The 21,076-nt window shown below is 45.0% G+C and carries 16 protein-coding genes and 4 tRNA genes; 8 read left to right on the top strand and 12 right to left on the bottom strand.

Annotated elements, in window-relative coordinates; all coding sequences use genetic code 11:
• The first annotated feature begins 113 nt into the window (after positions 1 to 113).
• Positions 114 to 1,580, top strand: a complete 1,467-nt coding sequence (locus tag IE103_RS09535) for a phosphoethanolamine transferase (protein ID WP_189345904.1) — start codon at positions 114 to 116, stop codon at positions 1,578 to 1,580.
• A gap of 21 nt (positions 1,581 to 1,601) precedes the next feature.
• On the opposite strand, the gene IE103_RS09530 is transcribed toward IE103_RS09535, so the two are convergent.
• Together IE103_RS09530 and IE103_RS09525 are read right to left on the bottom strand one after the other, a co-directional pair.
• Positions 1,602 to 3,200: a sulfatase-like hydrolase/transferase gene (locus tag IE103_RS09530; protein WP_189345903.1), complete on the bottom strand. Its 1,599-nt coding sequence runs from the start codon at positions 3,198 to 3,200 to the stop codon at positions 1,602 to 1,604.
• An 84-nt stretch (positions 3,201 to 3,284) separates the two neighbouring features.
• Positions 3,285 to 3,722, bottom strand: a complete 438-nt coding sequence (locus tag IE103_RS09525) for a pilin (protein WP_189345902.1) — start codon at positions 3,720 to 3,722, stop codon at positions 3,285 to 3,287.
• A gap of 294 nt (positions 3,723 to 4,016) precedes the next feature.
• Here IE103_RS09525 and apbC point away from each other — a divergent pair, with 294 nt between their 5' ends.
• Positions 4,017 to 5,129: an iron-sulfur cluster carrier protein ApbC gene (apbC, locus tag IE103_RS09520; protein ID WP_189345901.1), complete on the top strand. Its 1,113-nt coding sequence runs from the start codon at positions 4,017 to 4,019 to the stop codon at positions 5,127 to 5,129.
• Positions 5,129 to 6,268 carry a bifunctional diaminohydroxyphosphoribosylaminopyrimidine deaminase/5-amino-6-(5-phosphoribosylamino)uracil reductase RibD gene (gene ribD / locus IE103_RS09515; RefSeq protein ID WP_229827202.1) on the top strand — a complete coding sequence of 380 codons (1,140 nt, stop codon included), beginning with the start codon at positions 5,129 to 5,131 and terminating at the stop codon, positions 6,266 to 6,268. Before apbC ends, ribD begins: the two co-directional genes overlap by 1 nt.
• Before the next feature lie 211 nt (positions 6,269 to 6,479).
• Here the strand turns inward: ribD and IE103_RS09510 are convergent.
• The 3 genes from IE103_RS09510 to IE103_RS09500 all read right to left on the bottom strand — a co-directional run bounded on the left by IE103_RS09510 (position 6,480) and on the right by IE103_RS09500 (position 7,902).
• Positions 6,480 to 6,556: transfer RNA gene (locus IE103_RS09510), tRNA-Pro, on the bottom strand.
• An 87-nt stretch (positions 6,557 to 6,643) separates the two neighbouring features.
• Positions 6,644 to 6,720 (bottom strand) — tRNA-Pro (locus IE103_RS09505).
• 222 nt (positions 6,721 to 6,942) lie between these two features.
• Positions 6,943 to 7,902 carry a pseudouridine synthase gene (locus IE103_RS09500; protein WP_189345900.1) on the bottom strand — a complete coding sequence of 320 codons (960 nt, stop codon included), beginning with the start codon at positions 7,900 to 7,902 and terminating at the stop codon, positions 6,943 to 6,945.
• Positions 7,903 to 8,081: 179 nt separating this feature from the next.
• Here IE103_RS09500 and gltX point away from each other — a divergent pair, with 179 nt between their 5' ends.
• The 3 genes from gltX to IE103_RS09485 all read left to right on the top strand — a co-directional run bounded on the left by gltX (position 8,082) and on the right by IE103_RS09485 (position 9,934).
• Positions 8,082 to 9,500, top strand: a complete 1,419-nt coding sequence (gene gltX, locus IE103_RS09495) for a glutamate--tRNA ligase (protein ID WP_189345899.1) — start codon at positions 8,082 to 8,084, stop codon at positions 9,498 to 9,500.
• A gap of 112 nt (positions 9,501 to 9,612) precedes the next feature.
• Positions 9,613 to 9,688, top strand: a tRNA-Ala gene (locus tag IE103_RS09490).
• A 170-nt stretch (positions 9,689 to 9,858) separates the two neighbouring features.
• A tRNA-Glu gene (locus tag IE103_RS09485) sits at positions 9,859 to 9,934 on the top strand.
• Between the two features lie 335 nt (positions 9,935 to 10,269).
• Here the strand turns inward: IE103_RS09485 and IE103_RS09480 are convergent.
• From IE103_RS09480 to nosZ, 7 genes are all read right to left on the bottom strand, one after another.
• Entirely contained in the window at positions 10,270 to 10,902 is a 633-nt protein-coding gene (locus tag IE103_RS09480) for a nitrous oxide reductase accessory protein NosL (protein WP_229827201.1), read from the bottom strand.
• 15 nt (positions 10,903 to 10,917) lie between these two features.
• On the bottom strand, positions 10,918 to 11,451 hold the full coding sequence (locus tag IE103_RS09475) for a nitrous oxide reductase accessory protein NosL (RefSeq protein ID WP_189345897.1): 534 nt from the start codon (positions 11,449 to 11,451) through the stop codon (positions 10,918 to 10,920).
• Positions 11,448 to 12,263: an ABC transporter permease gene (locus IE103_RS09470; protein WP_189345896.1), complete on the bottom strand. Its 816-nt coding sequence runs from the start codon at positions 12,261 to 12,263 to the stop codon at positions 11,448 to 11,450. Before IE103_RS09470 ends, IE103_RS09475 begins: the two co-directional genes overlap by 4 nt.
• A gap of 19 nt (positions 12,264 to 12,282) precedes the next feature.
• Positions 12,283 to 13,230: an ABC transporter ATP-binding protein gene (locus IE103_RS09465; RefSeq protein WP_189345895.1), complete on the bottom strand. Its 948-nt coding sequence runs from the start codon at positions 13,228 to 13,230 to the stop codon at positions 12,283 to 12,285.
• The gene (locus IE103_RS09460) at positions 13,205 to 14,473 is read right to left on the bottom strand and encodes a nitrous oxide reductase family maturation protein NosD (protein WP_189345894.1); all 1,269 of its coding nucleotides are present in this window, start codon (positions 14,471 to 14,473) and stop codon (positions 13,205 to 13,207) included. The genes IE103_RS09465 and IE103_RS09460 overlap by 26 nt, the downstream gene beginning before the upstream one ends.
• A gap of 40 nt (positions 14,474 to 14,513) precedes the next feature.
• Positions 14,514 to 17,156: a NosR/NirI family protein gene (locus tag IE103_RS09455; protein WP_189345893.1), complete on the bottom strand. Its 2,643-nt coding sequence runs from the start codon at positions 17,154 to 17,156 to the stop codon at positions 14,514 to 14,516.
• Between the two features lie 95 nt (positions 17,157 to 17,251).
• Positions 17,252 to 19,165 (bottom strand): TAT-dependent nitrous-oxide reductase, encoded by a 1,914-nt coding sequence (gene nosZ / locus IE103_RS09450; protein WP_189345892.1) that lies wholly within the window; start codon positions 19,163 to 19,165, stop codon positions 17,252 to 17,254.
• Positions 19,166 to 19,447: 282 nt separating this feature from the next.
• Between nosZ and IE103_RS09445 the strand changes: the two genes are divergently transcribed.
• Together IE103_RS09445 and IE103_RS09440 are read left to right on the top strand one after the other, a co-directional pair.
• Entirely contained in the window at positions 19,448 to 19,867 is a 420-nt protein-coding gene (locus IE103_RS09445) for a c-type cytochrome (RefSeq protein ID WP_189345891.1), read from the top strand.
• Between the two features lie 153 nt (positions 19,868 to 20,020).
• Positions 20,021 to 21,046 (top strand): FAD:protein FMN transferase, encoded by a 1,026-nt coding sequence (locus tag IE103_RS09440; RefSeq protein ID WP_189345890.1) that lies wholly within the window; start codon positions 20,021 to 20,023, stop codon positions 21,044 to 21,046.
• The last annotated feature ends 30 nt before the right edge of the window (positions 21,047 to 21,076 follow it).

The raw sequence follows: 21,076 nt of genomic DNA, 5'->3' as shown, positions 1-21,076 counted from the left end.
TGCCAGCATTTTTGATTTTTTCTCAGCAATTGAGAAAAGGTCCTGCAATGGCGATAACCTACCTTTTATTTAGTTTGATTTTTTTGGGCTCGATATTGATTTTGAGCCGTAACATGCGACGTTTAGCTTTCATAACCGTTTTCTATAGTGTTGGTGCATGGATTTTTTTTGTTATCAATCTAAAGCATCAAGGTGTACCTGCAGCGCTGCTGATTGACATTATTGCGACGTCAAATTTATCGGAAGCAATTGAATATCTACACGCCACCGGTTTGCTGATTTGGCTCTTTGTTTTCCTGTTTGCAATTGGTTCGGCGATTTGGTGTGCTAGCAAAATGCGCGGTGATTTGCTTCCGTCAAATTGGCGCATGAATGTTCTCGCACTTAACCTAGCTGCAATAGCGTTGGGTTTGCATTGGGATCATCTACCTTGGGCAACACCTCCTTTCCCTTCACCTGTCTCTGACTTGGGTGCTACCCAAGTTTATCCTTCGGCAATTGCCAAGATATTGCAAGTATCGATAGAGAAGATGACTTCTCAAGATGTTGATACGACTCACATTGTTGTGAGAAGAAGGGCCATTCCAAAGCAAGATGAGGTGCATGTATTGGTGATTGGCGAGTCCTCCCGATTTGACCGTTGGCAAGTCAACGGCTATACACGACCGACTTCCCCCTTTCTTGCGAAGTTAGACGATTCTGAGTTTCTTAGCTTTAAACGGGTGCATGGTGGCGGCAACTTGACGATAGTAGCAGTTCCAATTTTATTGACAGGCGTATTGCCCGAGAAGTACCAGGCTAGCGCTAGGTACGCCACAATTCTCGACTACATGAAGAAAGCTGGATTTATGACGGCTTGGTTAAGTAGTCAGGACGCGCAAGTGGGCGCTCAAGCCAAAGTAAGAGCCGACCTGATTCTAGCCCGCCACAACAATATGGGGCAACCTAAGTATTTGTTTGAACGCTTGCCTTACGATGAGGAATTGCTGCCTTTATTGGATCAAGTTTTAGAGTTTTCTCACCAAAAAAAATTCATCGTTTTGCATACGACAGGTAATCACATGGATTATCACTTAAGGTACCCCCCTCGTTTTGCACAATTTTCAAGTAAGCAAGATAATTTGTACACGCAACGCCAAGAGTTACAGGATAGTTATGACAATAGCGTCTTGTATGTTGATTGGTTTCTTGATCAGGTAATTCAAAAACTGAAGTCGCGGAATGTGATTAGTACGATGAGTTTCATTGCTGATCATGGGGATGACTTATACGATCATGGCGTTCAGCGATTTGGACATGGATCTAGTGATTCTTCACAGTATGAACAACATATCCCGTATTTTAAGTGGGGAAGTGAAGGGTTTCGCCAGCAATATGCATCGCAGTGGGAGCAATTGAGTAGGCACCAAAGCGCTGCGATTGGCGCAGAAAATTATTTCCATACCATGTTGGATTTGCTTGATATGCAATATCCTTTACAACGCCGAGATTTAAGTTTGGTGCGAACTGATTATCAAATGCGCGCAAATGCAAAGGTGTTGGCAAATAATGGAAATTTGGTTGAAATTAAAGTTCCATAAATGCTTGATGGCGGTGTCAATTTATGGATGTAAAGTGTTGCAAGCAAGTGCTCTATTTTTTTCTCCAGGGTTTAAAGCGCCCCAAGTGTGTGGGTTATCTGTTGCAGCAATTGATCCTTTCATTCCTGCTAAAACTAGCCAAGCTTGCGCCAAATCGCCGTGTGCAATTAGTCCTTTTTGATTTTGCAGAGTTTTGAGCAAAGCGGGTTTCCCTGTGTCTTTAAAGGCTTTATTCCATAAAATCAAAGCGGGTACTGTCGTGTCGAATTTTCCGCTGCTGGGTAATGCGTGATATTTCTTGCCAGTTTTATCTGATGGGAGATTTTCTCCATGGTCGCTGGTGAAAATGGCAAATGAGGGGGTGTTGCTTTGATCTAAAATGGAGGCCAATTCAAGTAATACCTTATTGCCATATTCGACCGCACGTTCGTAATGTAACTCTGTCAATTCATCGCCTGATAATCCAGATGGTATGGCAGGGAACTCTTCTTGAGGATAGCGGTCTTCGTATAAAAAGTGTTGTCCGTACAAATGCAAAATTGCTGCTTTCGGTCCCGCACGACTTTTCTTAATAAAATCGCCTAGTACTTCAACCGGAACATCGTCAAAAGCTTGTTTTTCGATGGCCGTAGTGCGCTGCGCGAGGTCGTGTCCAGCCTCAGGGAGTAGCCACATTTCATGATTGCTGATGTAGGCGGTTTTGGCACCAGCCGCTTTTGCTATCGCTAAAATTGTCGGACTTTGATTGATACTTTTAATATCATCAATTGCTGAGGCTGTGAATAGCCTTGGTACGGAATCGTTGGTAGAACTTCCGCCCGCACATGCATCGCTCAGACGCACTCCCATCCCTGCATTAATTCTTTGTTGTAACTGCTTAGACCAAATTCCACGGTCGGGTTGAATAAAACTATCAGCTCTGGTGGAGTCGCCAACCACAAACACGGCAATACTATCTTGCATGGTAAATGTTTTCTCGACGGATGTTGCGTCACGAATATCCGGATTATTGCCAGGGATGCGTCCGGCTTGGTCTGCTGCTTTGATGATGATAGATTTGCCTAGTTCTATTTGATAAAGCCAAGGGGTAGAAAGACGTGCTTCTGGCCCGGCTATACGTGTCAATTGAAAATAGCCCAAACCATCTAGATTAATCATCGCCAAGGGGGCAAGGGTGATTAAGAAAATTAAATCAAATTTACTTGAGCGTGGGGGTGCTTTTCTCCATGTGAGATAGCTTGTTGCGATCAGACTACAGCAGCACATTATACCGGCTAAGATAAATGACCAGTGATTGAGCGCCAGATTGAGTACGATCTTAAATTCATGTAATGGGCCATACTGTGCAGCTTCAAATGCGGCATTCGATGGGCCAAAACCCGTGACAGCAATCGCACCTATCCAGCCTAAAGTTAGCGGCAAAGCGCAGATTTGCAAGAGCACTAAAGGTTTAAAAAAACGTGCCGGCGCTGTCGCCCCTAGAACACCGCATAATAAACTCCAGCCCCAGACTTGCCACGGATGAACAATGGTATGACCAGTCAATATCCATACCGACATCGGCATCAAAGAACTGATGAATAAGGCAAAACGCGCGTCGAGTGCTTGATTCAATGGCATGGAGTTTGCGAAGTTTTAATATTTTGAGGTATCGAGGTAAAGAAAAAGCCCACCGAAGTGGGCTTTTCTATGAGCACTAAAAAATTAGCAAAGTGCTGGAGCAGATGTACAACTACCTGATTTAGCCCAAGTTACTTTGCCGGCAGCGAAGGCTGGTGTCAATATATATTGTTCGCCGCCAAGGCCATTGGTGGATACTGCTGTTGCAGTAATTGTACCATTTGCAGCAGTTGTAACGGAAGCTATGTATCCAGATGCGGCTACGGCTGCAGGTATGCCATTTTCGGGATTTGCATTGCCACATGCTGTAATTGCGCCAGCTTCCGTGCTAACTGTATTTTGTGCGCAAATTTCAACAGCAATTTTCGCGCCATTCGTTGCCAACACAACTTCAGAAAACTTCGCTTTCTTTGTGTAGTTTTGGTACGCTGGCAACGCAACTGCTGCCAAGATACCGATAATTGCAACAACGATCATCAATTCGATCAATGTAAAACCTTGTTGTACTCGTGTGGATTTCATATTCGTTACTCCCTCGATTAAAAATAAAAAAAATTGGTGTTACCGCTTGCTACGACCTTTATTATGCAAATGCTGTGCCAAGTTGTAAAACGCGGTTTTGAGCTCGATTAAATAAGGTTTCAATAATTTTTCCAGCTTTAGTTGACGAATTTTGTCAGTTTCAAATCTTATGTGACAAAAAATTGTCAGTTTTAATGTAATTTTATGGTACTCAAAACACGACTTCGTGACATGGTTATCTAAAGGTCTGTGACTGATTTACGTTAGACTTGCGGAAATTGAACGGAGAAACGTATGTCTGTAATAAATCAAGATCCAAAAAATCAACAAGTTGAGCAAATTAAAACGCTCTTATCTTCGGTAATTGATCCGAATACCAATAAAGATTTTATTTCAAGCAAATCAATCAAAAACATACAAATTCAAACAGGTATTGTGAGTTTGGAGGTGGAGCTTGCTTATCCCGCTAAGAGTCAATTTGCTTTGATTGCAAATTTAATTGAGAAGGCGCTTCTGGGATTGACTGGTGTCGAACGCGTTGATGTCAAAGTGACTAGTAAGATAGTCGCGCATACAGTGCAGCGTGGTATTAAGTTGATGCCTAATGTAAAAAATATTATTGCGGTCGCATCGGGTAAAGGCGGTGTTGGTAAATCAACTACGGCGGTGAATTTGGCGTTAGCGTTAGCGGCAGAAGGTGCTGAGGTAGGTTTATTAGATGCCGATATTTATGGTCCATCACAACCGATGATGATGGGGATTGCCGGACGACCAGAGTCTGCGGACGGTAAAACGATGGAGCCGCTAGAAAACTATGGCGTGCAAGTATCGTCCATAGGTTTCATGATCGATCCGGATTCCCCGATGGTTTGGCGTGGCCCTATGGTGACGCAAGCTTTGCAGCAATTACTAGAATTAACAAATTGGCGTGATCTGGATTATTTGATCGTCGATATGCCTCCAGGAACGGGCGATATTCAATTGACCTTGTCGCAAAAAGTACCAGTGACCGGGGCCGTAATTGTAACAACACCGCAAGATATTGCTTTGTTAGATGCGCGCAAGGGATTGAAGATGTTTGAAAAGGTCGGCATTCCTATTCTTGGTATTGTGGAAAATATGAGCACCCATGTCTGTTCAAATTGCGGGCATGCCGAGGCAATCTTTGGTGCTGGTGGTGGTGAAAAAATGTGTGGTGAGTATGGCGTAGAATTTTTGGGGGGCTTGCCTTTAACTATGGCGATTCGTGAGCAAGCGGATTCTGGCAAACCGACAGTAGTAGCCGACCCAGACGGAAAAATCGCAGCAATTTATAAAGAAATCGCGCGCAAGGTCGCCGTGAGAGTGGCCGATAAAGCGAAAGATATGAGCAGTAAATTCCCTACTATTACAGTACAGAACACCTAATGCAATTTTCAGCACAAGATCACGCCTACATGCGCGTGGCGCTTGAGTTAGCCTCTCGTGCCACGATGGCGACGTCGCCCAATCCAAAAGTAGGTTGTGTGTTGGTGAAAGATGGGGTGATTCTGGGGCAAGGTTGGACGCAGCCGGTCGGACAAGCGCATGCCGAGGTGATGGCCTTGCGCGATGCAGCAACGCAGGGGCATAAGGTACTTGGCGCGACAGCATATGTGACTTTGGAGCCATGTAGTCACTTTGGTCGTACGCCACCTTGCGCAAATGCATTGATTGAAGCGGGCGTGGCAAGGGTTGTGGCAGCAATTGAAGATGCGAATCCGCAAGTTGCTGGGCGTGGATTTGCAATGTTGCGAGATGCTGGGATTAGCGTCGAACATGGCTTGTTTGCGTCAGAAGCGCGCGAGATGAATATTGGTTTCTTTAAGCGCATGGAAACAGGTCGACCATGGGTGCGTTTGAAGATGGCAGCTAGCTTGGATGGATTCACTGCGCTGCCTAATGGGCGAAGTCAATGGATCACAGATGGCGCTGCGCGAGAAGATGGGCATCGATGGCGAGCGCGGGCTGATGCGATATTAGCTGGTATTGGTACGGTATTGGCTGATGATCCACAATTGAGTGTGCGATTGCCAGAGGTCGATTCTGTAAAGTCACATCAACCGCGTAAGGTCATCGTCGATTCGCAACTTCGTACGCCTGTTGCGGCTAAGCTTTTTCAAACTGGTAGTACAACAATTTATCACGCTGTCAGCGACGAGGCGCGTGAGGCTGCGTTGAAGGCAGTGGGAGCGCAATTGTACTGCCTGCCAGAAAATATGCTGCAGAGTGCGTCGGATAATCGAGCAAGTAAAAAGGTGCAGGTCGATTTGCCTGCACTCATTACTGCATTGGGAAATGAGCAAGTGAATGAATTGCATGTCGAAGCCGGCGCAAAATTAAGTGGTGCTTTGATTCAGGCCGGATGTGTCGATGAGTTATTGTTGTACATGGCGCCCAAGTTGATGGGGCAGGGGGCAAGCATGTTTGCTTTGCCAGAACTGCAAAGCATGGATGAGGTGCGATCATTGCGCATACATCAAGTGACTCAAGTTGGCGAAGCGATTCGAATCTTGGCGCGGCTTTAATTTAATTTGAATAGTTTGAATAATTTGAAGTTTTTTTTGTGGGTTTGTCTTGCGCAATTTTTGCTCTGCAATTCAATAACTATTCAATGTGGCACTATTAAAGCAAATGAATATGCAAGTTGATTTAAAGCGCTGCGACTAAAAAGGCTAAGAGCTAATAATCGCTATAGAAACAAAAAAGCCTAATTGATTGCTCAATTAGGCTTCATCTTGGTCGGAGTACAAGGATTCGAACCTTGGACCCCCTGGTCCCAAACCAGGTGCGCTACCGGGCTGCGCTACACTCCGAAAACTTTGGGTCATTTAAAAAAGTTTAAATAACTAAATTTGGTGAAACTAAAAAGGATCGTCGATTTCTCAACGATCCTTTAAATTTGGTCGGAGTACAAGGATTCGAACCTTGGACCCCCTGGTCCCAAACCAGGTGCGCTACCGGGCTGCGCTACACTCCGAGAAGCGAGATAATACTGCGAGCCGCTAATCTTGTCAACCGCCTTGCTAGTATTTTGATCAGTGTCAAAATCGATGTGTCTTAAGTAAAGCCGCGGTAATGCTTATTTACTTGTGTTTGAATAAGTGAATAATTTAAGCGATGGCAAGCATGCTTTTTAGGTGTTTTTGCGCGCCTCTGATTAGGGGTGTTTTGTTTAAGCGCCCACCGTCAATCTGCTCGATTACAGACTTTGCCTACTATGAAATTCTCTTTTTGATTTATCTAAAGGGTCGATGAAAGCAATCGATTTTGCGAGTAGCTTTAATGGTTTTGTATAGTCGTCGCTTCCAGTTGGAAGTGCCTCTGGATAGAATAAGTCATTTAGTATAGGCACGCCTAAACTTGCCATGTGTAGGCGTAGTTGATGCTTTTTTCCGGTGTAAGGTTGTAGCTCGTATAGATCAATGTCGCCTCGATGTTCCAGTACGTTTATTAAGGTTTCGCTATTTGCTAAGCCATTTACCTCATGCATTTTAAAGAAGTGATCGCTTTCTTCGATGCGACTTTGTTTCAGGTAAGGAAAAGTCAGTTGTGGTAAGTGTGGTGCAAGTGCGTGATATGTTTTTGCAATTTGCCGCGTTTGAAATAGCCTTTGATAGGCGCCACGACTTTCAATCTGTTTTGAAAATAAGATGACTCCGGCAGTCTCTCTATCTAATCGATGTAGAGGCGTTAGGTGTTCAATGTTAGTTTGTAGTTTTAGGCGAACTAATAAGGTTTCTCGCAGATATTGTCCACCAGGGATGACAGCCAAGAAATGTGGCTTATCGACGACTAATAAATGCGCATCTTCAAATAAGATCGTTTCTTGAAATGGAATGGTCGGCTCATTCTCGATTTCACGATAATAAAAGATACACATGCCACGCTGAACTGGGCTGTGCGGATGGAGGTAATTTCCGTTTGCATCACAAACTTCCAGTTTTGCCATCCGACTACGCCAAACATCGGCACTAACAGCGGGGAATTGCTGAGTAAGAAAAGCCAAGGCACTTTCCCATTGGCCTTCGGGAAGCCAAATATAGCTTGGACTGATACCATTTTTCGTTGGTAGTGGGGCTGGGGATGATGGAGTAATTCCGCGCACGGTCAATGTGAATAATTGAAAATAACTGACAACAAAAAACACGGATACTACCATTTCAAGCCTGATCGCAGATCTCTGCGAGGTCGCAATCTCGACTCCTTGAGTATCTTCTAATACGCTAAGACGGTAAAATACGTTTTTTACTTTTTTACGCGACCCTTTGGTTGAATAGTAGTGATTAAATTGCATAATTTAATCGTGCAATTATTTAATTTAAAATTCGCTTTGCATCGATGACAGCTTCTCATTTACCTACTCCTTCCGCGCCAGTGCGTACGCGCTTTGCGCCAAGCCCTACCGGTTATCTGCATGTTGGCGGTGCTCGCACTGCTCTATTTAGCTGGGCATTTGCACGTCATTTCGGCGGCACTTTTGTGTTGCGGATTGAAGATACCGATTTAGAACGCTCGACGCCAGAGGCGGTGCAAGCGATTTTAGATGGTATGAATTGGTTGAATTTGCAGCACGACGAAGGTCCGTACTATCAAATGAAGCGTATGGATCGTTATCGTGAAGTCTTGGCAAAAATGTTATCTGAAGGAACGGCATACTATTGTTATTGCTCCACTGATGAAGTTGAAGCAATGCGTGAGCGTCAACGTGCTGCCGGTGAAAAGCCTCGATACGATGGAACTTGGCGTCCGGAGCCAGGCAAAACTTTGCCAGCAATTCCTGCTGATCGTAAACCAGTTATTCGTTTTAAAAATCCTTTGGATGGCGAAGTGAGTTGGAACGATGTGGTTAAAGGCACGATTACTATTGCTAACCGCGAATTGGATGATTTGGTGATCGCCCGCCCTGATGGAACTCCAACTTATAATTTCTGTGTCGCAGTTGATGACAGCGATATGCAGATCACGCATGTAATTCGTGGCGACGATCATGTAAATAACACACCGCGTCAAATTAATATTTTGAATGCATTGGGAGCACCACTACCATTTTATGGTCATGTCCCTATGATTCTTGGAACCGATGGGCAAAAACTCTCTAAGCGTCGTGATGCTGTGAGTGTGATGGATTATCTGGATAAGGGATTCTTGCCAGAAGCTTTGTTGAATTATCTTGCACGTCTAGGGTGGAGTCATGGTGATGACGAAGTCTTCAGTATGGAGCAAATGATTAGTTGGTTTGATTTAACGCACTTGTCTAGTTCCGCTGCGCAGTTCAATCCAGAGAAATTGGCTTGGTTGAATAATCATTATATTAAAGCTGCTGATAATCAACGTTTAGCAGACTTGATCCGTGCTGATATGGAAAAATTGGACGCACAATCTGACGGTGCACCAGCGTTGGCATCGGTGATTGCTTTATTAAAAGAGCGTACCAACACCACAGTAGAATTGGCGCAAGCCGCAATGCTGTTTTATCGTCAACCAACGCCTGATCCAGCATTAGTTTCGCAACACATTACGGATGCGATTAAGCCAGCGCTGCAAGAATTTGCGCAAGCATGCGCAACGGTAGAATGGACCAAGGCAGCCATTTCAGCATTGATGAAAGAGGTGTTAGCGAAGCATAGCTTGAAGATGCCACAACTGGCGATGCCATTGCGTTTGCTTTTGACAGGGCAATTACAAACACCATCGATTGACGCGGTGATTGAATTATTTGGTCGTGATGTTGTGTTGATGCGTTTGGCGAAAGCTTAAATAAGAACGCTTCAATAAAGCGGTTCAAAGCGCGCTCGCAACATTGTCCTGCCGAGCCTTGCGCTTTACAAGCAAACTTAAAACTTGCTATACTCGCGCTTCTGTTTTGTGCGGGGGTATAGCTCAGTTGGTAGAGCGCTTGCATGGCATGCAAGAGGTCAGCGGTTCGATTCCGCTTACCTCCACCACGATCAGATAAGTAATTTTTATTAGGCAAAATAATTTCAGATTTTTTAGAAAATAGCTTGCCAAAATAAAGAAACAACGTATATAATCTTGGTCTTACTTGATCGCAAACGCAAGCAGCGAAACGATAAAAGTAAAAGCAGTATTAGGTCAGTATCAAGGACAGATTTCTGTCCCCATCGTCTAGAGGCCTAGGACACCACCCTTTCACGGTGGGTACGGGGGTTCGAATCCCCCTGGGGACGCCAGATAAAACCGCTAAGTTAAAAAACTTAGCGGTTTTTTTATTTCCGAAAGAAAAGCGAGCATGCTCGTGCGGGGAATTCGAGGCGATTCGCTCGCAGGCGAATTTCGGGGGACTCCTGATAAAGCTGATAAGTTGAAAAAACTTCGCGGCTTTTTTACTTCCAAAGACGAAATCTATACCTAAGTGTTAAGCAAACTGAATTGCCTAACGGTGACGCGACCCGTAGTGCATATCTAGGTGCTTATTTATATATTAATTTATTGAATTAGTTGGTAGCTAGATAAAGTCATCACCAAGAGCAAGGCTAGATTCTCAGTGCACACCGAATGACACAGCTTAAGGCGAATGACTTGATGTTGACTGCGTGTGCTGATGTCGGCGTGAGCTATTTAAGCTTAAAAGCAATTGAGGTTCAATTTGTTGAGCGCGTAATAGGGCTCCACCTCGCGTTTGGATGAATTTTTTTGCGATTTCTTTATCAGCGAATGCCACAAAGTTACCTGCACGCATAGGGCCTTTGGCATTTGATCCAGATACGAAGATGGCGTCTTCTATTTTGATCCATCGTCCTGAGCTTGAATCGGTGACAAAGCTAACGGCGATATCGCTGATACGCCGAGCCGCATTGTATTTCTCTGGCGCTTGCAAATAAATGAATAAGCTTAATGGCGAATCAAAAAAATGCGTGTCGCCATTTTTGAAAATAACTTGACCAGCCGAATCAAGACTCTTAGATGGATACATGCCGCACACAGGGCAACGTGCGTCTGCGGGCACTTTACGCGGAGCATAAAGTGCGATTCCCCAATTGGGGTCAAACGAAGTCGCTGGTGCAACAATGCAAATATCGTCTGTGTTGAGGATTTGCGTATCGCCTTGCGCTGCTTTATTTGCTGAAATAGAAAATAAAAATAGCCCACTGATGAGGCTTGCACTAATCAGCCAGGTCGCAATTTTCTTAGAAGACACGTGGGCTCGCATGGTTTACATTTTTGTATCGTGCAGCGCGCCGCCACTGAGATCGACCATCTCAGGTTTGATATCCGCGTAGCGCATCAGCTTTCCATTCCACTGCGCTATAAATTTTTGCGCATCCGCTTCTAAAGAAAAACTCGCAATAGTCGGCCCCATCGAGCCATGTCGTTTACTTCCTAGCACGTAGTAAGCGGTGTTGACGGGAATCCAATTACCTCGTGGCTGATCCCAATCGGCCTTTCCCATGTCTTGCACAAAGGCTGCTGCCACTGCTTGGACTTGTTCAGGTGAAAGTAAGGTGTTCAATAACTCAACCGTATCGCAAAAGAATCGCGGTGTTGGATTCCCCACGTAGAACACTTGTGCTTTAGGGCCGGGATAGTCGGCCAACAGCATTCCATCAAGATCACAGGTGGTACGTGAATCGATTTCTACAGGAGCAATCGATGTATTGCTCGTAGATGGTTTGCAAGCAATTAAGCTGCCACCCACCATAGAAAATAAAAAAGAGCGAACAATGAAACTTCTACGATGCTGATTCATGAGCGAAATCTCCAACGTGCCAGTACCAGTGGCACAAGTATCCAAGCAAACATAACGGAACCCATCAGCCAAGGTTTGGCGAGGGCGGGTGGAACGATGCTGCTTAAGCCATATAGCGTTCGCACATCGTCCATTGAAAATACATTTAAGATGCGAAATACATCAGTCGGATTGAGTAACAAGAGATACGCGAAAATGTCACCGCCATAGTTACCACCAGTTCCGACTAAGGCACCGAGTAATAGAAGATCGAAAATCAAGACAAAAAAGAACCAGAGCGCAATTGCTAGTCCAGATGCGCGGGTACGTTCACGTGCAATCACGGACATCAATATCGCTAAGCTTAAAAAAGCGAGACCGAGCAAAATAGAACTCAAGATAAAACCGAGATAGTGAAATAAACCCGCCCAATTAAATTGTTGATACAGCAGCACCGCAACCAGTGAAAAACCAGCGACGGTAGATAAGCTTAATGCTGCGGCTAAACCTAGATATTTGCCGAGCAAGAGTTCCATTCGGGTGATGGGATATGACAGCAATAAATCAAGTGAACCACGCTCGCGTTCACCCACAACGGCATCGAAGCCGAGTAATAAGGCGATTAGGGGAATCAGGTAAATCACTAAGCTAACCAAACTCGTAATCGTTACCTCAATCGACTTTAGTCCAATCTGCCCCTGCTGCGCACCGCCAAGATAAGTAATCACGAGTGAAAATACGGTGAACACTAAGGCCACCGCTAACACCCAACGATTGCGGATACGATCACGAAATTCTTTTGTCGCAAGATGCAAAATTTGGTTTAGTTCCATAACACTAAGTCCATTCGAATTAATCAGAAAAACCAAAAAATACATCTTCTAAAGATGGCTCTTGCACTTGAATATCGATCAGTTTTTTACCGAGCGAGTGAAGTGCAGTTAGGACTTCCATCTTGTGATGACGGCTGCAGCGCAGGACTATGCCTTCGTTGGTGACAGTGTGGCTTACTTCTGTTAGGTGGAGCAGTGCAGCCTGTGCTGCAGCTAGGTCTTGAGCAGCTAATTGCAATGTGATCGTCAGCGGCATATGCATTTGTTGACGCAATTGCGAGACGCTTCCGACTGCTTGAATTTTGCCCGCAGACATAATCGCCAATCGATCAACTCGCTCTTGTAACTCCGCCAAAATATGAGAGGTGATAATGATCGTCACGCCATCATCACGCAGGCTGCGTAGTATCGAATAGAAATCACGAATCGCTTGCGGGTCTAGACCATTGGTTGGCTCATCTAAAAAAAGTACATTGGGCTGACCGAGCAAGGCTTGCGCGAATCCTAGACGCTGGCGCATCCCTTTTGAATATTCTCGTAGTGGACGATGATGGGCATGGGTTAAACCGACTTTTTCTAAAATAGGCGCACATTCAGCCAAGTCTGCACCTTTGAGTTTGGCAAAAAACTTTAAGGTTTCGATCCCACTCAAATTATCGTAAAGAACCACGTTTTCAGGTAGGTAACCCAGTTTGCGTCGAGTCTGACGAAACGCCGCACCCGTAACCGCATTGCCGTTAATTAAGATGTTGCCGGCACTGGGTTCTACTAGTCCTAACATCATTTTGAACAAGGTACTTTTTCCAGCGCCGTTGTGGCCGATCAAGCCAAATATCTCACCGTGTTCCACCGCCAAATCAACCCCATCGACAGCATGTAAAGCGCCATAGTGCTTGCTAACACCTAGCACTTCTATCGCATGATTTTTGATGTGAGCCAATTTATTGGCCGGGATAGTGCTTGCCATTCCATCGTCTCCATTGTTTGTTGCTAGGGTGCATACGTGGCTTAGGGTCGATCACGCTAGGGACACGCAGCACGGGAAATTGTTGTGAAACCAAACGTAATGCTTGCACCGCTGGACTTGCTAGCAATATCTGAGTGCTTGGATAGCGCCAACTTAAACGATCGACCATATCGTTTGCCTCATAGGCAAGGTCGCCAACGCCGTCGGCATTTCTATCCCAGCCTAAGTAATTACTCCAGTAATTACCGCTCTCAGCGCCCCATGTTTCATTCTTCGCGCCAACGTAACGAATTTGCTCACGGTTACTTATGAAGTCGTTGCCCTCAACTTGATTACGCGTAGAGCCTGCAGAAAGATGGACGCCGACACGATTATCTACCACTAGATTATTTTTAATATTGACGTATTCCACATCGTAAATAAAAAATCCGCGACTATTCCCAGCGATGACATTGTTTTCAATCAGAGAATCTTGCATGGTACGTAACATGATGCCGTGATCAGAGTTTCCCCATGTTCGATTATTCCGCACAATTTGATCGCGTACTTCCATTAAGGCGAGGCCGCCGCGATTGAAGTAACTATCGTTGTCTTCCCATAGGTTGTAATACGAATTCATGTAATGGCTGCCGTATCGACTATGGTGCAATTTGTTGCCGCGAAAAATCGCGTGATGGGATACATCAACGTACAAGGCATCGCGTACAAAACTAATGTTATTGCCGATGATGCGCGCGCCTTTGGTATTGTAGAGTTGGATGCCATTACCGCGTTGTGATGAATTGTATTCACGCTTGCCGGTGATTAGATTGTTTTCAATCAGCACGTCATTTGCTTTTTCTATCCAAAGGCCAAAAAGATTGTAGGTAATATCGCAGTTTTTTACGATGCTGCGATGTGATCCTGGGTAGATATAGATGCCAGCATTTTGGTCTTTTAAACTGTCGCCAGAATCACGCACGATTAAGCCATCGATCACTACGTCTGGAGAGACGATTCGAATCGTATCGCCATGATTGCCGCCGCGAATGGTGGGGCGATGTATGCCTTTAAGCGTTAATTTTTTATCGATAATTAAATTTTCTTGATATTGACCACGAGCGATTTCTATCGTGTCACCGGCTTGCGCTTTTGCAATCGCTTGCTGTATGGATTCGCCTGGTTTGACGGATACCGTAGCCGCCCCAGCCAGCATGGGTAGCGCGATTGTCCATAATAGCAATAGACGTTTTATCTCATTCATTATGCGATTAAAAATATGCGATTTAGATTGTGCATTTAGATTATGCAACTAAGAGCCCCAAAGTTTTTAGCGATAAGAATAATGCAGCACCGATGAGTAAGTTTTTAAAACTAACATAACTGATCATGTCCATCACGCTAGCGTAGCGATATTGGTCGCGCCACCATGGTCCATCTTTGACATAGCGTTTGCCTGACAGGCGAATCAATACTTCATACACACTCCAGCCAAACCACCACGCGATGATCGCTGCTGATGAAAGTTGACCAAAGGCGGTTAATACCCATGCAACACTGGCAGCAATAGCCAAGCCGATACCCGCAATTTGCAAACCGCGTTGCGATGACCAAGCGCTTGCACTCCATGGCCATAAATGATCAATGATTTCTAAAATAATCCAGCGTAATCCAGTCGCCTTTATTTTGTGTGCTAACTGAACTGGGTCGGATGGCATGCGTGGATCTAGGCCAGCTTTGACAGCTTCTGAAGCGGCTGTCGCTGGTATTGGATAAATCGGGATGAAATAACCGTCTTTGCCAATCGCTTTGATTTCCAAACCCTCGCGTTCACGTCGCTTGCGTTCTTTTGACAAAGGCGGACAAGCTTTTGCGTCGGTATAAAGAACCATACAGTCAAGGCAGTGCAAACATTCGCGGTGATCAATGCGACCTGCCTTGTCAATCGCTAAGGAACCACAACCAACAGCACAAGCTTTGCAGCTATTGCAATCTTGCTTGCGCTTTAAACCAAACCATCTAAATGTACTTGGCATCGCTAAAGCAGCGCCTAATGGACAAATGTATTTGCAATAAGGTCTTTCGATAAATAGTGAGATGCCAAGTATGATGCACACGAACAAGCCATAGGGCCAAGCGCGATTACTGATTCCAACTAAGAAGGTAGTTTTGAAAGGCTCAATCTCAGCTAATTTTTCAGCCAAACCCATTGAAAACATCGATACAGTTAACAGACAGAAGAAAATGACATATTTGATCCATTTAAGTTTGTCATGCAAGGCTTGCGGTAGATGTGTTTGGAAGCGTTTCAACCCGATTTTTTCGCCGACTTTATAGATGGCTTCTGACAGCGAGCCAAATGGGCACATCCAGCCGCAGAATAATCCGCGACCAAATAAAAATACGGTAACAATGATAAAAATCCAAAATACAAAGATAAATGGATCAGTTAAAAATAGCGACCAAGTCCATTGGAATAATAAGGAATGGAACCAGGTCAGAACCTGCGTGATCGAAGGCTGTGCCATCACGCCAAATCCAACAAAGCTAATACTCAATAGCCATGCACTATATTTGAAGATATTGACTGGCCATTTATTTTTGTGATTCGACATGCGAGTGAGTTTTTCGCGGTAGGCGTATGCAATCGTCACCATGATCAGTAACAAGCCAAACAACGTAATCTCGACAGCGCGTGATTTCCAAATGCGTACGTGTGGAGCTGCCGCTTCTTCAACTACTGGTCGCCCACCTTGCAAGAGTTCATTCGCTAACCAGTATTTGGCATCGAAACTAGTGAAGCTGCGAGTACCAGTGGCGCGATCGACGCGATTACCGAGAAAGCTCAGTTTCCACGGATAGGCGCTTGAAAAAGCTTGTGAACGAATAATGAAAATAGCAGATTCGTTATAGCTCGGCGCGCCGTCCGCCACGATGCCATACAGATTGAGATAGTCGAGATCACGAAAAGTGTAAGAGTCGCTATCTTGTTTGACTTGAATTCGGTCATACATACCGCCGCGCACAAAGCCTGAGCCTTTGAATGATTCTATGCCGTCAGTACGAATAATAAAGATGGCGTGCTCATTAGCTTGGAGTTGTGAGCGTAAGTTTTTAAAACTATCTTCACCTAGCAAACTGATACCGACATCGGGATGATTTAGATCACCGAACCAGAGTTCAATAAACGGTACAGCATTTTTTTCTAATCCTACTTGTTCTGGTTTCACCAATAGACGTTGCACACTGCCTTGTTTTACTAAGTCCGCCCAAGACATGCGTTTGCCAGTGATTGCAAATTGTGCCGGAGCGCGCACTGTTGGTGCAACAATGCCGGTTTGTTTTGCTACGGCCATTGCCGCTGTCATCATTACTTGGTTTTGTACAATGACCGTCACTGTGGCACCAGAAATAGCATCCACGCCAAGCACGCCTTCATCAGGGCGTGATTGACCAACTTCTATTTTATCGGTGGCAAATTTGCCCAGATATTGTTTGTTGAAATTGAGTAAGGCAGATTCAGGAATGCCGAGTAACAGAATCGGTTCAGAATGCTTCAAAACTTTGATACCGACGAAACGTCCTTTTAAGTCCATCCCCATTAAGGTCACAACGGGTTTGCCAGAATAAGCGGGGGTGTCGGTAATATCGGTCGATAGCATGACGTAGCCAAGCAGATTCTTTTTGCCTGCAATCGGCTCACCATAAGCTTCAACATAGGGTGGGTTACCTAGTCGATCTGAGAAACTTTTAGCACCCGGAAATACCTCGGTGCAAGCGACTAAGGCGCACATATTCTTTGCTGTTTTAAGTTCAGCTGGTAATGCGGCTTCATACGCGCTCGTGCGCGCATCTGCGCGTAAGGAGGCGAAGCTAAGTAGTATCAGAAAAAATGCGACCAGGTAGAAAACTACACTGGCCGCCAAGTTTTTACGCATCAAAGACATTTTTATTCCTACTTGAGTTAAACAGCTTGCGATGTTTAACTTGAATGGTGGCGCCCAGAAAATTTCCAGACGCCACCGGAGCTACAACTACCGGGTTAGGCTTCCACGATCATGCGAGTGCGCATTTCTAAATGCAGAGCGTGGCAGAAGTGAGTGCAATAACACCAGTACACGCCTGGATTGCCAGCGATAAAGGTGACAGAGGCTGTTTCTTGTGGATTGACGATAAAGTTGACGTTGTGATTAGGAATCGCAAAACCGTGAGTTAAGTCTTCAATCTTGTCTAAGTTAGTCAAAATCAAAGTGACTTCATCACCTTTCTTAACAGTGAATTCACGCAGACTAAATGCCGGCGCTTGAGAAGTCATTTTCACGGTCACTTTTTTGCCATTACGTACTACGCCAGATTCTTTTGGATCTTTGATCGCGTTCGGGAAATCATTCAAATCATAGACTTGCTTTGGACGTACCAAATCACGTTTGAAAATAATGAAATCATGTGGTTCGCCGCGTACAGGGTGATCTGCCATCAAGATCATTTTGTCGCCAGAAATGTCGATCATTTGTTCATTTTCTGGATGCAAAGGACCGACAGGCAAGAAGCGATCTTTCGAGAATTTACAACCAACCGCCAAATACTTACCATCAGCAGCTTTGGTTTCAGATTGTGATGCATTCAAGTGACCAGGTTGATATTGCACGTCGAGACGATCAACTACATATTTTGCATTCTTATCACCAGCATGGAATTTAATCGCGGCTTCTACATTCCATTTCACCACTTGGCTATCGAGGAAGAGCGTTGTGTAAGCATTGCCGCGACCATCAAATGCGGTGTGCAATGGGCCTAAGCCAAGTTCAACTTCAGCGACGATTGCGGCGTCTAACTTTTCTGATTTGCCATCGAACCAATCCAATACTTTAGACAAGTCAATTACGGTACCAGTAGGCGACAGTTTGCCGGCGCAAATGAAATATTTGCCGTCTGGACTTGCATTGACGCCATGCGGATTTTTTGGCACAGAAACATACGCAGTGAGTGCAGTTTTTGGATCTTTGTTCGCTTCGCGTGTACCGTCAACGACAGGCACTTTTGAATCACCGATGGTTTTGAATTTGCCAGCTTTTACAGCTGCTTCAATACGTGCCACGTTGTAGAACAAACAGGCGTCACGTTCGGCGGACATCATGTCTTCATAATGCGCGCCCATTTCGGTGTTGTATTGATTCGTCGCAGCTAATTTTCCGTCGTAAGAGGTAGCGACCAAATCGCAGTTACCATCGATCAGCACTTGCCAGCGAACTTCCATGGTTTCTGCGTCAACGCAGCTAAACATGGAACGATATTTACTACTATCTTCGCTACCCGTATTTGGCATAGGGATTGCAAATTCACCGCCACAGAATACGCGTGTTGTGTAATTGATTTTTTCATCAACTGGATCGCGTTTATCAGGGAAGATGCCGTGAAAACCTTGTACGTTAGGCAATTGAGTGATCTTGTCGCAAACGAAGTAATCAAGACGAATACGTGCGATACGGCTATTGATCTTATCGTTGATCCAAGCGTAACGACCATCGTAGTTACCGTCTTTGTAGGAAGCATGGGTATGGTGGGAATCTGCAACTGTATATTTCAAACTACCATCCGCTTTGGTGCCCATGATTTTCTTAGATTCATTGGTCACACCCCAGCCGACTAAGGCATCGGGAACAAAGCAAGGAATGCGATGAATTTCGCGGCCTGAAGGTAAACCTAAGACACGCATGTCACCAGTATGACCACCGCTCCACAAACCATAATAAGTATCAAGCTCACCAGGTTTCAAATGCGATGCACTACTCGCTGCATGTCCGGCTGCGCTAGCAGGGGAGGCGCTGGCGGCTGCACTACCTGGTTTTTCATTACATGCAACCAGCGTACCTAAGCTAGCAATCGCAGCGGTATTGAGAAATTTGCGACGTCCTAAAGCAGGTGTTGCGACTTCTTTGGTTTTGTCTTGACTCATGATGTGGTCCTTATTGGCTGGTTTAATTCGAATCAACAATTCAGATTCGATGGCCATGGTTAATAAACATAACAACTGGCAGCGATAGTGCGTCATCGATTAAAAAAATAAATTGACGCGAGTCAAGAAAGAAAAAAATTGGAATGCTTTATGCGGACGATTTGCGTTTGCGCAAGCTTTGGTATGCGACACTAATAAAGTCGATTATTTTTGTATGTGTCTGCGTTAATCTATCAATCTCAAAGAGTCTTCAGGATTCTTAAAGTGCCTTAAAGGAAGAAAATGAAATCAACTACCTTACTCTTCAAACTCATTGGTTTAGCTGGTTTGCTTAGCATCAGTGCTTGTAATAATAAAGCAGCGGAGCCAGCAAGTGCGGGTTCTGCAAGCGTGGTCGCTGTTGCAGCAGCTTCAGCGCCAGCAGCAGCTGCGCCAGTTGCTGCAGAAAATACTGTGGGCAAAAAAGTGTATGGACAGACTTGCTCGATGTGCCATGCAGCGAATGTTGCTGGTGCGCCTAAGCCAGGTGATAAAGCTGACTGGGGACCACGTATTGCACAGGGCATGGATGTTTTGTACAAACATGCTTTAGAAGGTTATACCGGTGCCAAAGGGCAAATGCCTGCACGTGGTGGCGCACCTAATTTAAGCGATGATGAAATTAAAGCGACAGTCAATTTTATGGTCGATCAGTCGCGCTAATTTTTCCGAAAAAAAGCACGCGAAATTTGCGATGTGCATGTTTGCTTGATTTTTCTTTAAGCTTTCCTCTTAGCGTAACTCTTAAACTTTTCAAGCGTCATCGCTCGTTTCGCGTCAGCGCAGTTTCATCGAGTATCAAATCTGTCTATTTTTATGTTGAATAATTCTACTGTGTCATTGAGTCGTCGCCGCATCGTGTGTAGCCTTCCGTTGCTCGCTTGTGGATTAGTGATCCCACCTGTGCTTGCAAAGACAGATATTCATCAATCATCAAAAATATTGATGGGGACGAAGCTTGAACTCACTTTACAAAATGCCGATAGTCAATTAATCAGCTTCGCTGCAAACGCAGCGTTTGCTGAAATGATTCGGCTCACTGACATGATGAGTCGCTATCGTAGCGACAGTGTGCTCAATGCGATCAACCTTGCCGCTGGAGTGCAGCCAGTGAATATTTCTGGCGAGCTAATGCAGGTGTTAAAGATGGCAAAGGCCGTTGCATTGAGTAGTCAAGGTGCTTTTGATAGCACAGTGGGTGCATTCAAGAATTGGAGTTTTGATGCAGCTCATCCTTCCATCGCCACGCCGCAACAAATTGCGGAGCAACTTCCTCTGATCGGTTCTCAAGGTCTCGTGCTTGATGAACGTTGTAGCACCGCTTATTTGACAAAGCGTGGAATGCGACTTGATTTAGGTGGAATTGCGAAACTACCGATTCTGCAAGCGGGCATGAAGAAGCTGTTAGAACTTGGTGTTAGCAACGCTATGATCAATGGTGGTGGAGACGTCTTAGTACAGGGGAAGCTCAATGGTCGCGATTGGCGCATCGGCTTGCGCGATCCACGTCATCCTGAAAAACTGCTTGGCACGATTTCTTTGAATAAAGGCTTCGTCGCTTCGTCAGGCGACTATGAGCGCTTTTTGATTCAAGATGGCAAGCGCTTGCATCATATTCTTGATCCTAAAACAGGTTATCCAACGCAGGGACCACGAGGCGTGACTTTGGTCAGCGAAAATCTGGAAAAAATTAATGGCTTGGGTACCGCAATTATGGTGAGTGGTGCACAAGCTGGCCGCACAAAAATACAGCAATTAGTCGGAGTCGACGCTTTGATTGTTGATCGCGATAATCAGTTGTGGACTTCACATGGGATGGCAAGAAGACTGATTGCGGCTTGATCGATTTTTGTGGTCTTCTGATTGCTAGGC

This window comes from Affinundibacterium macrobrachii (genome assembly GCF_014652415.1).
In the GTDB taxonomy this organism is placed as follows: Bacteria; Pseudomonadota; Gammaproteobacteria; order Burkholderiales; family Burkholderiaceae_D; genus Undibacterium; species Undibacterium macrobrachii.
Note: the sequence above shows the minus strand (reverse complement) of the source record. Positions and strands in the feature narration are given on the sequence as shown.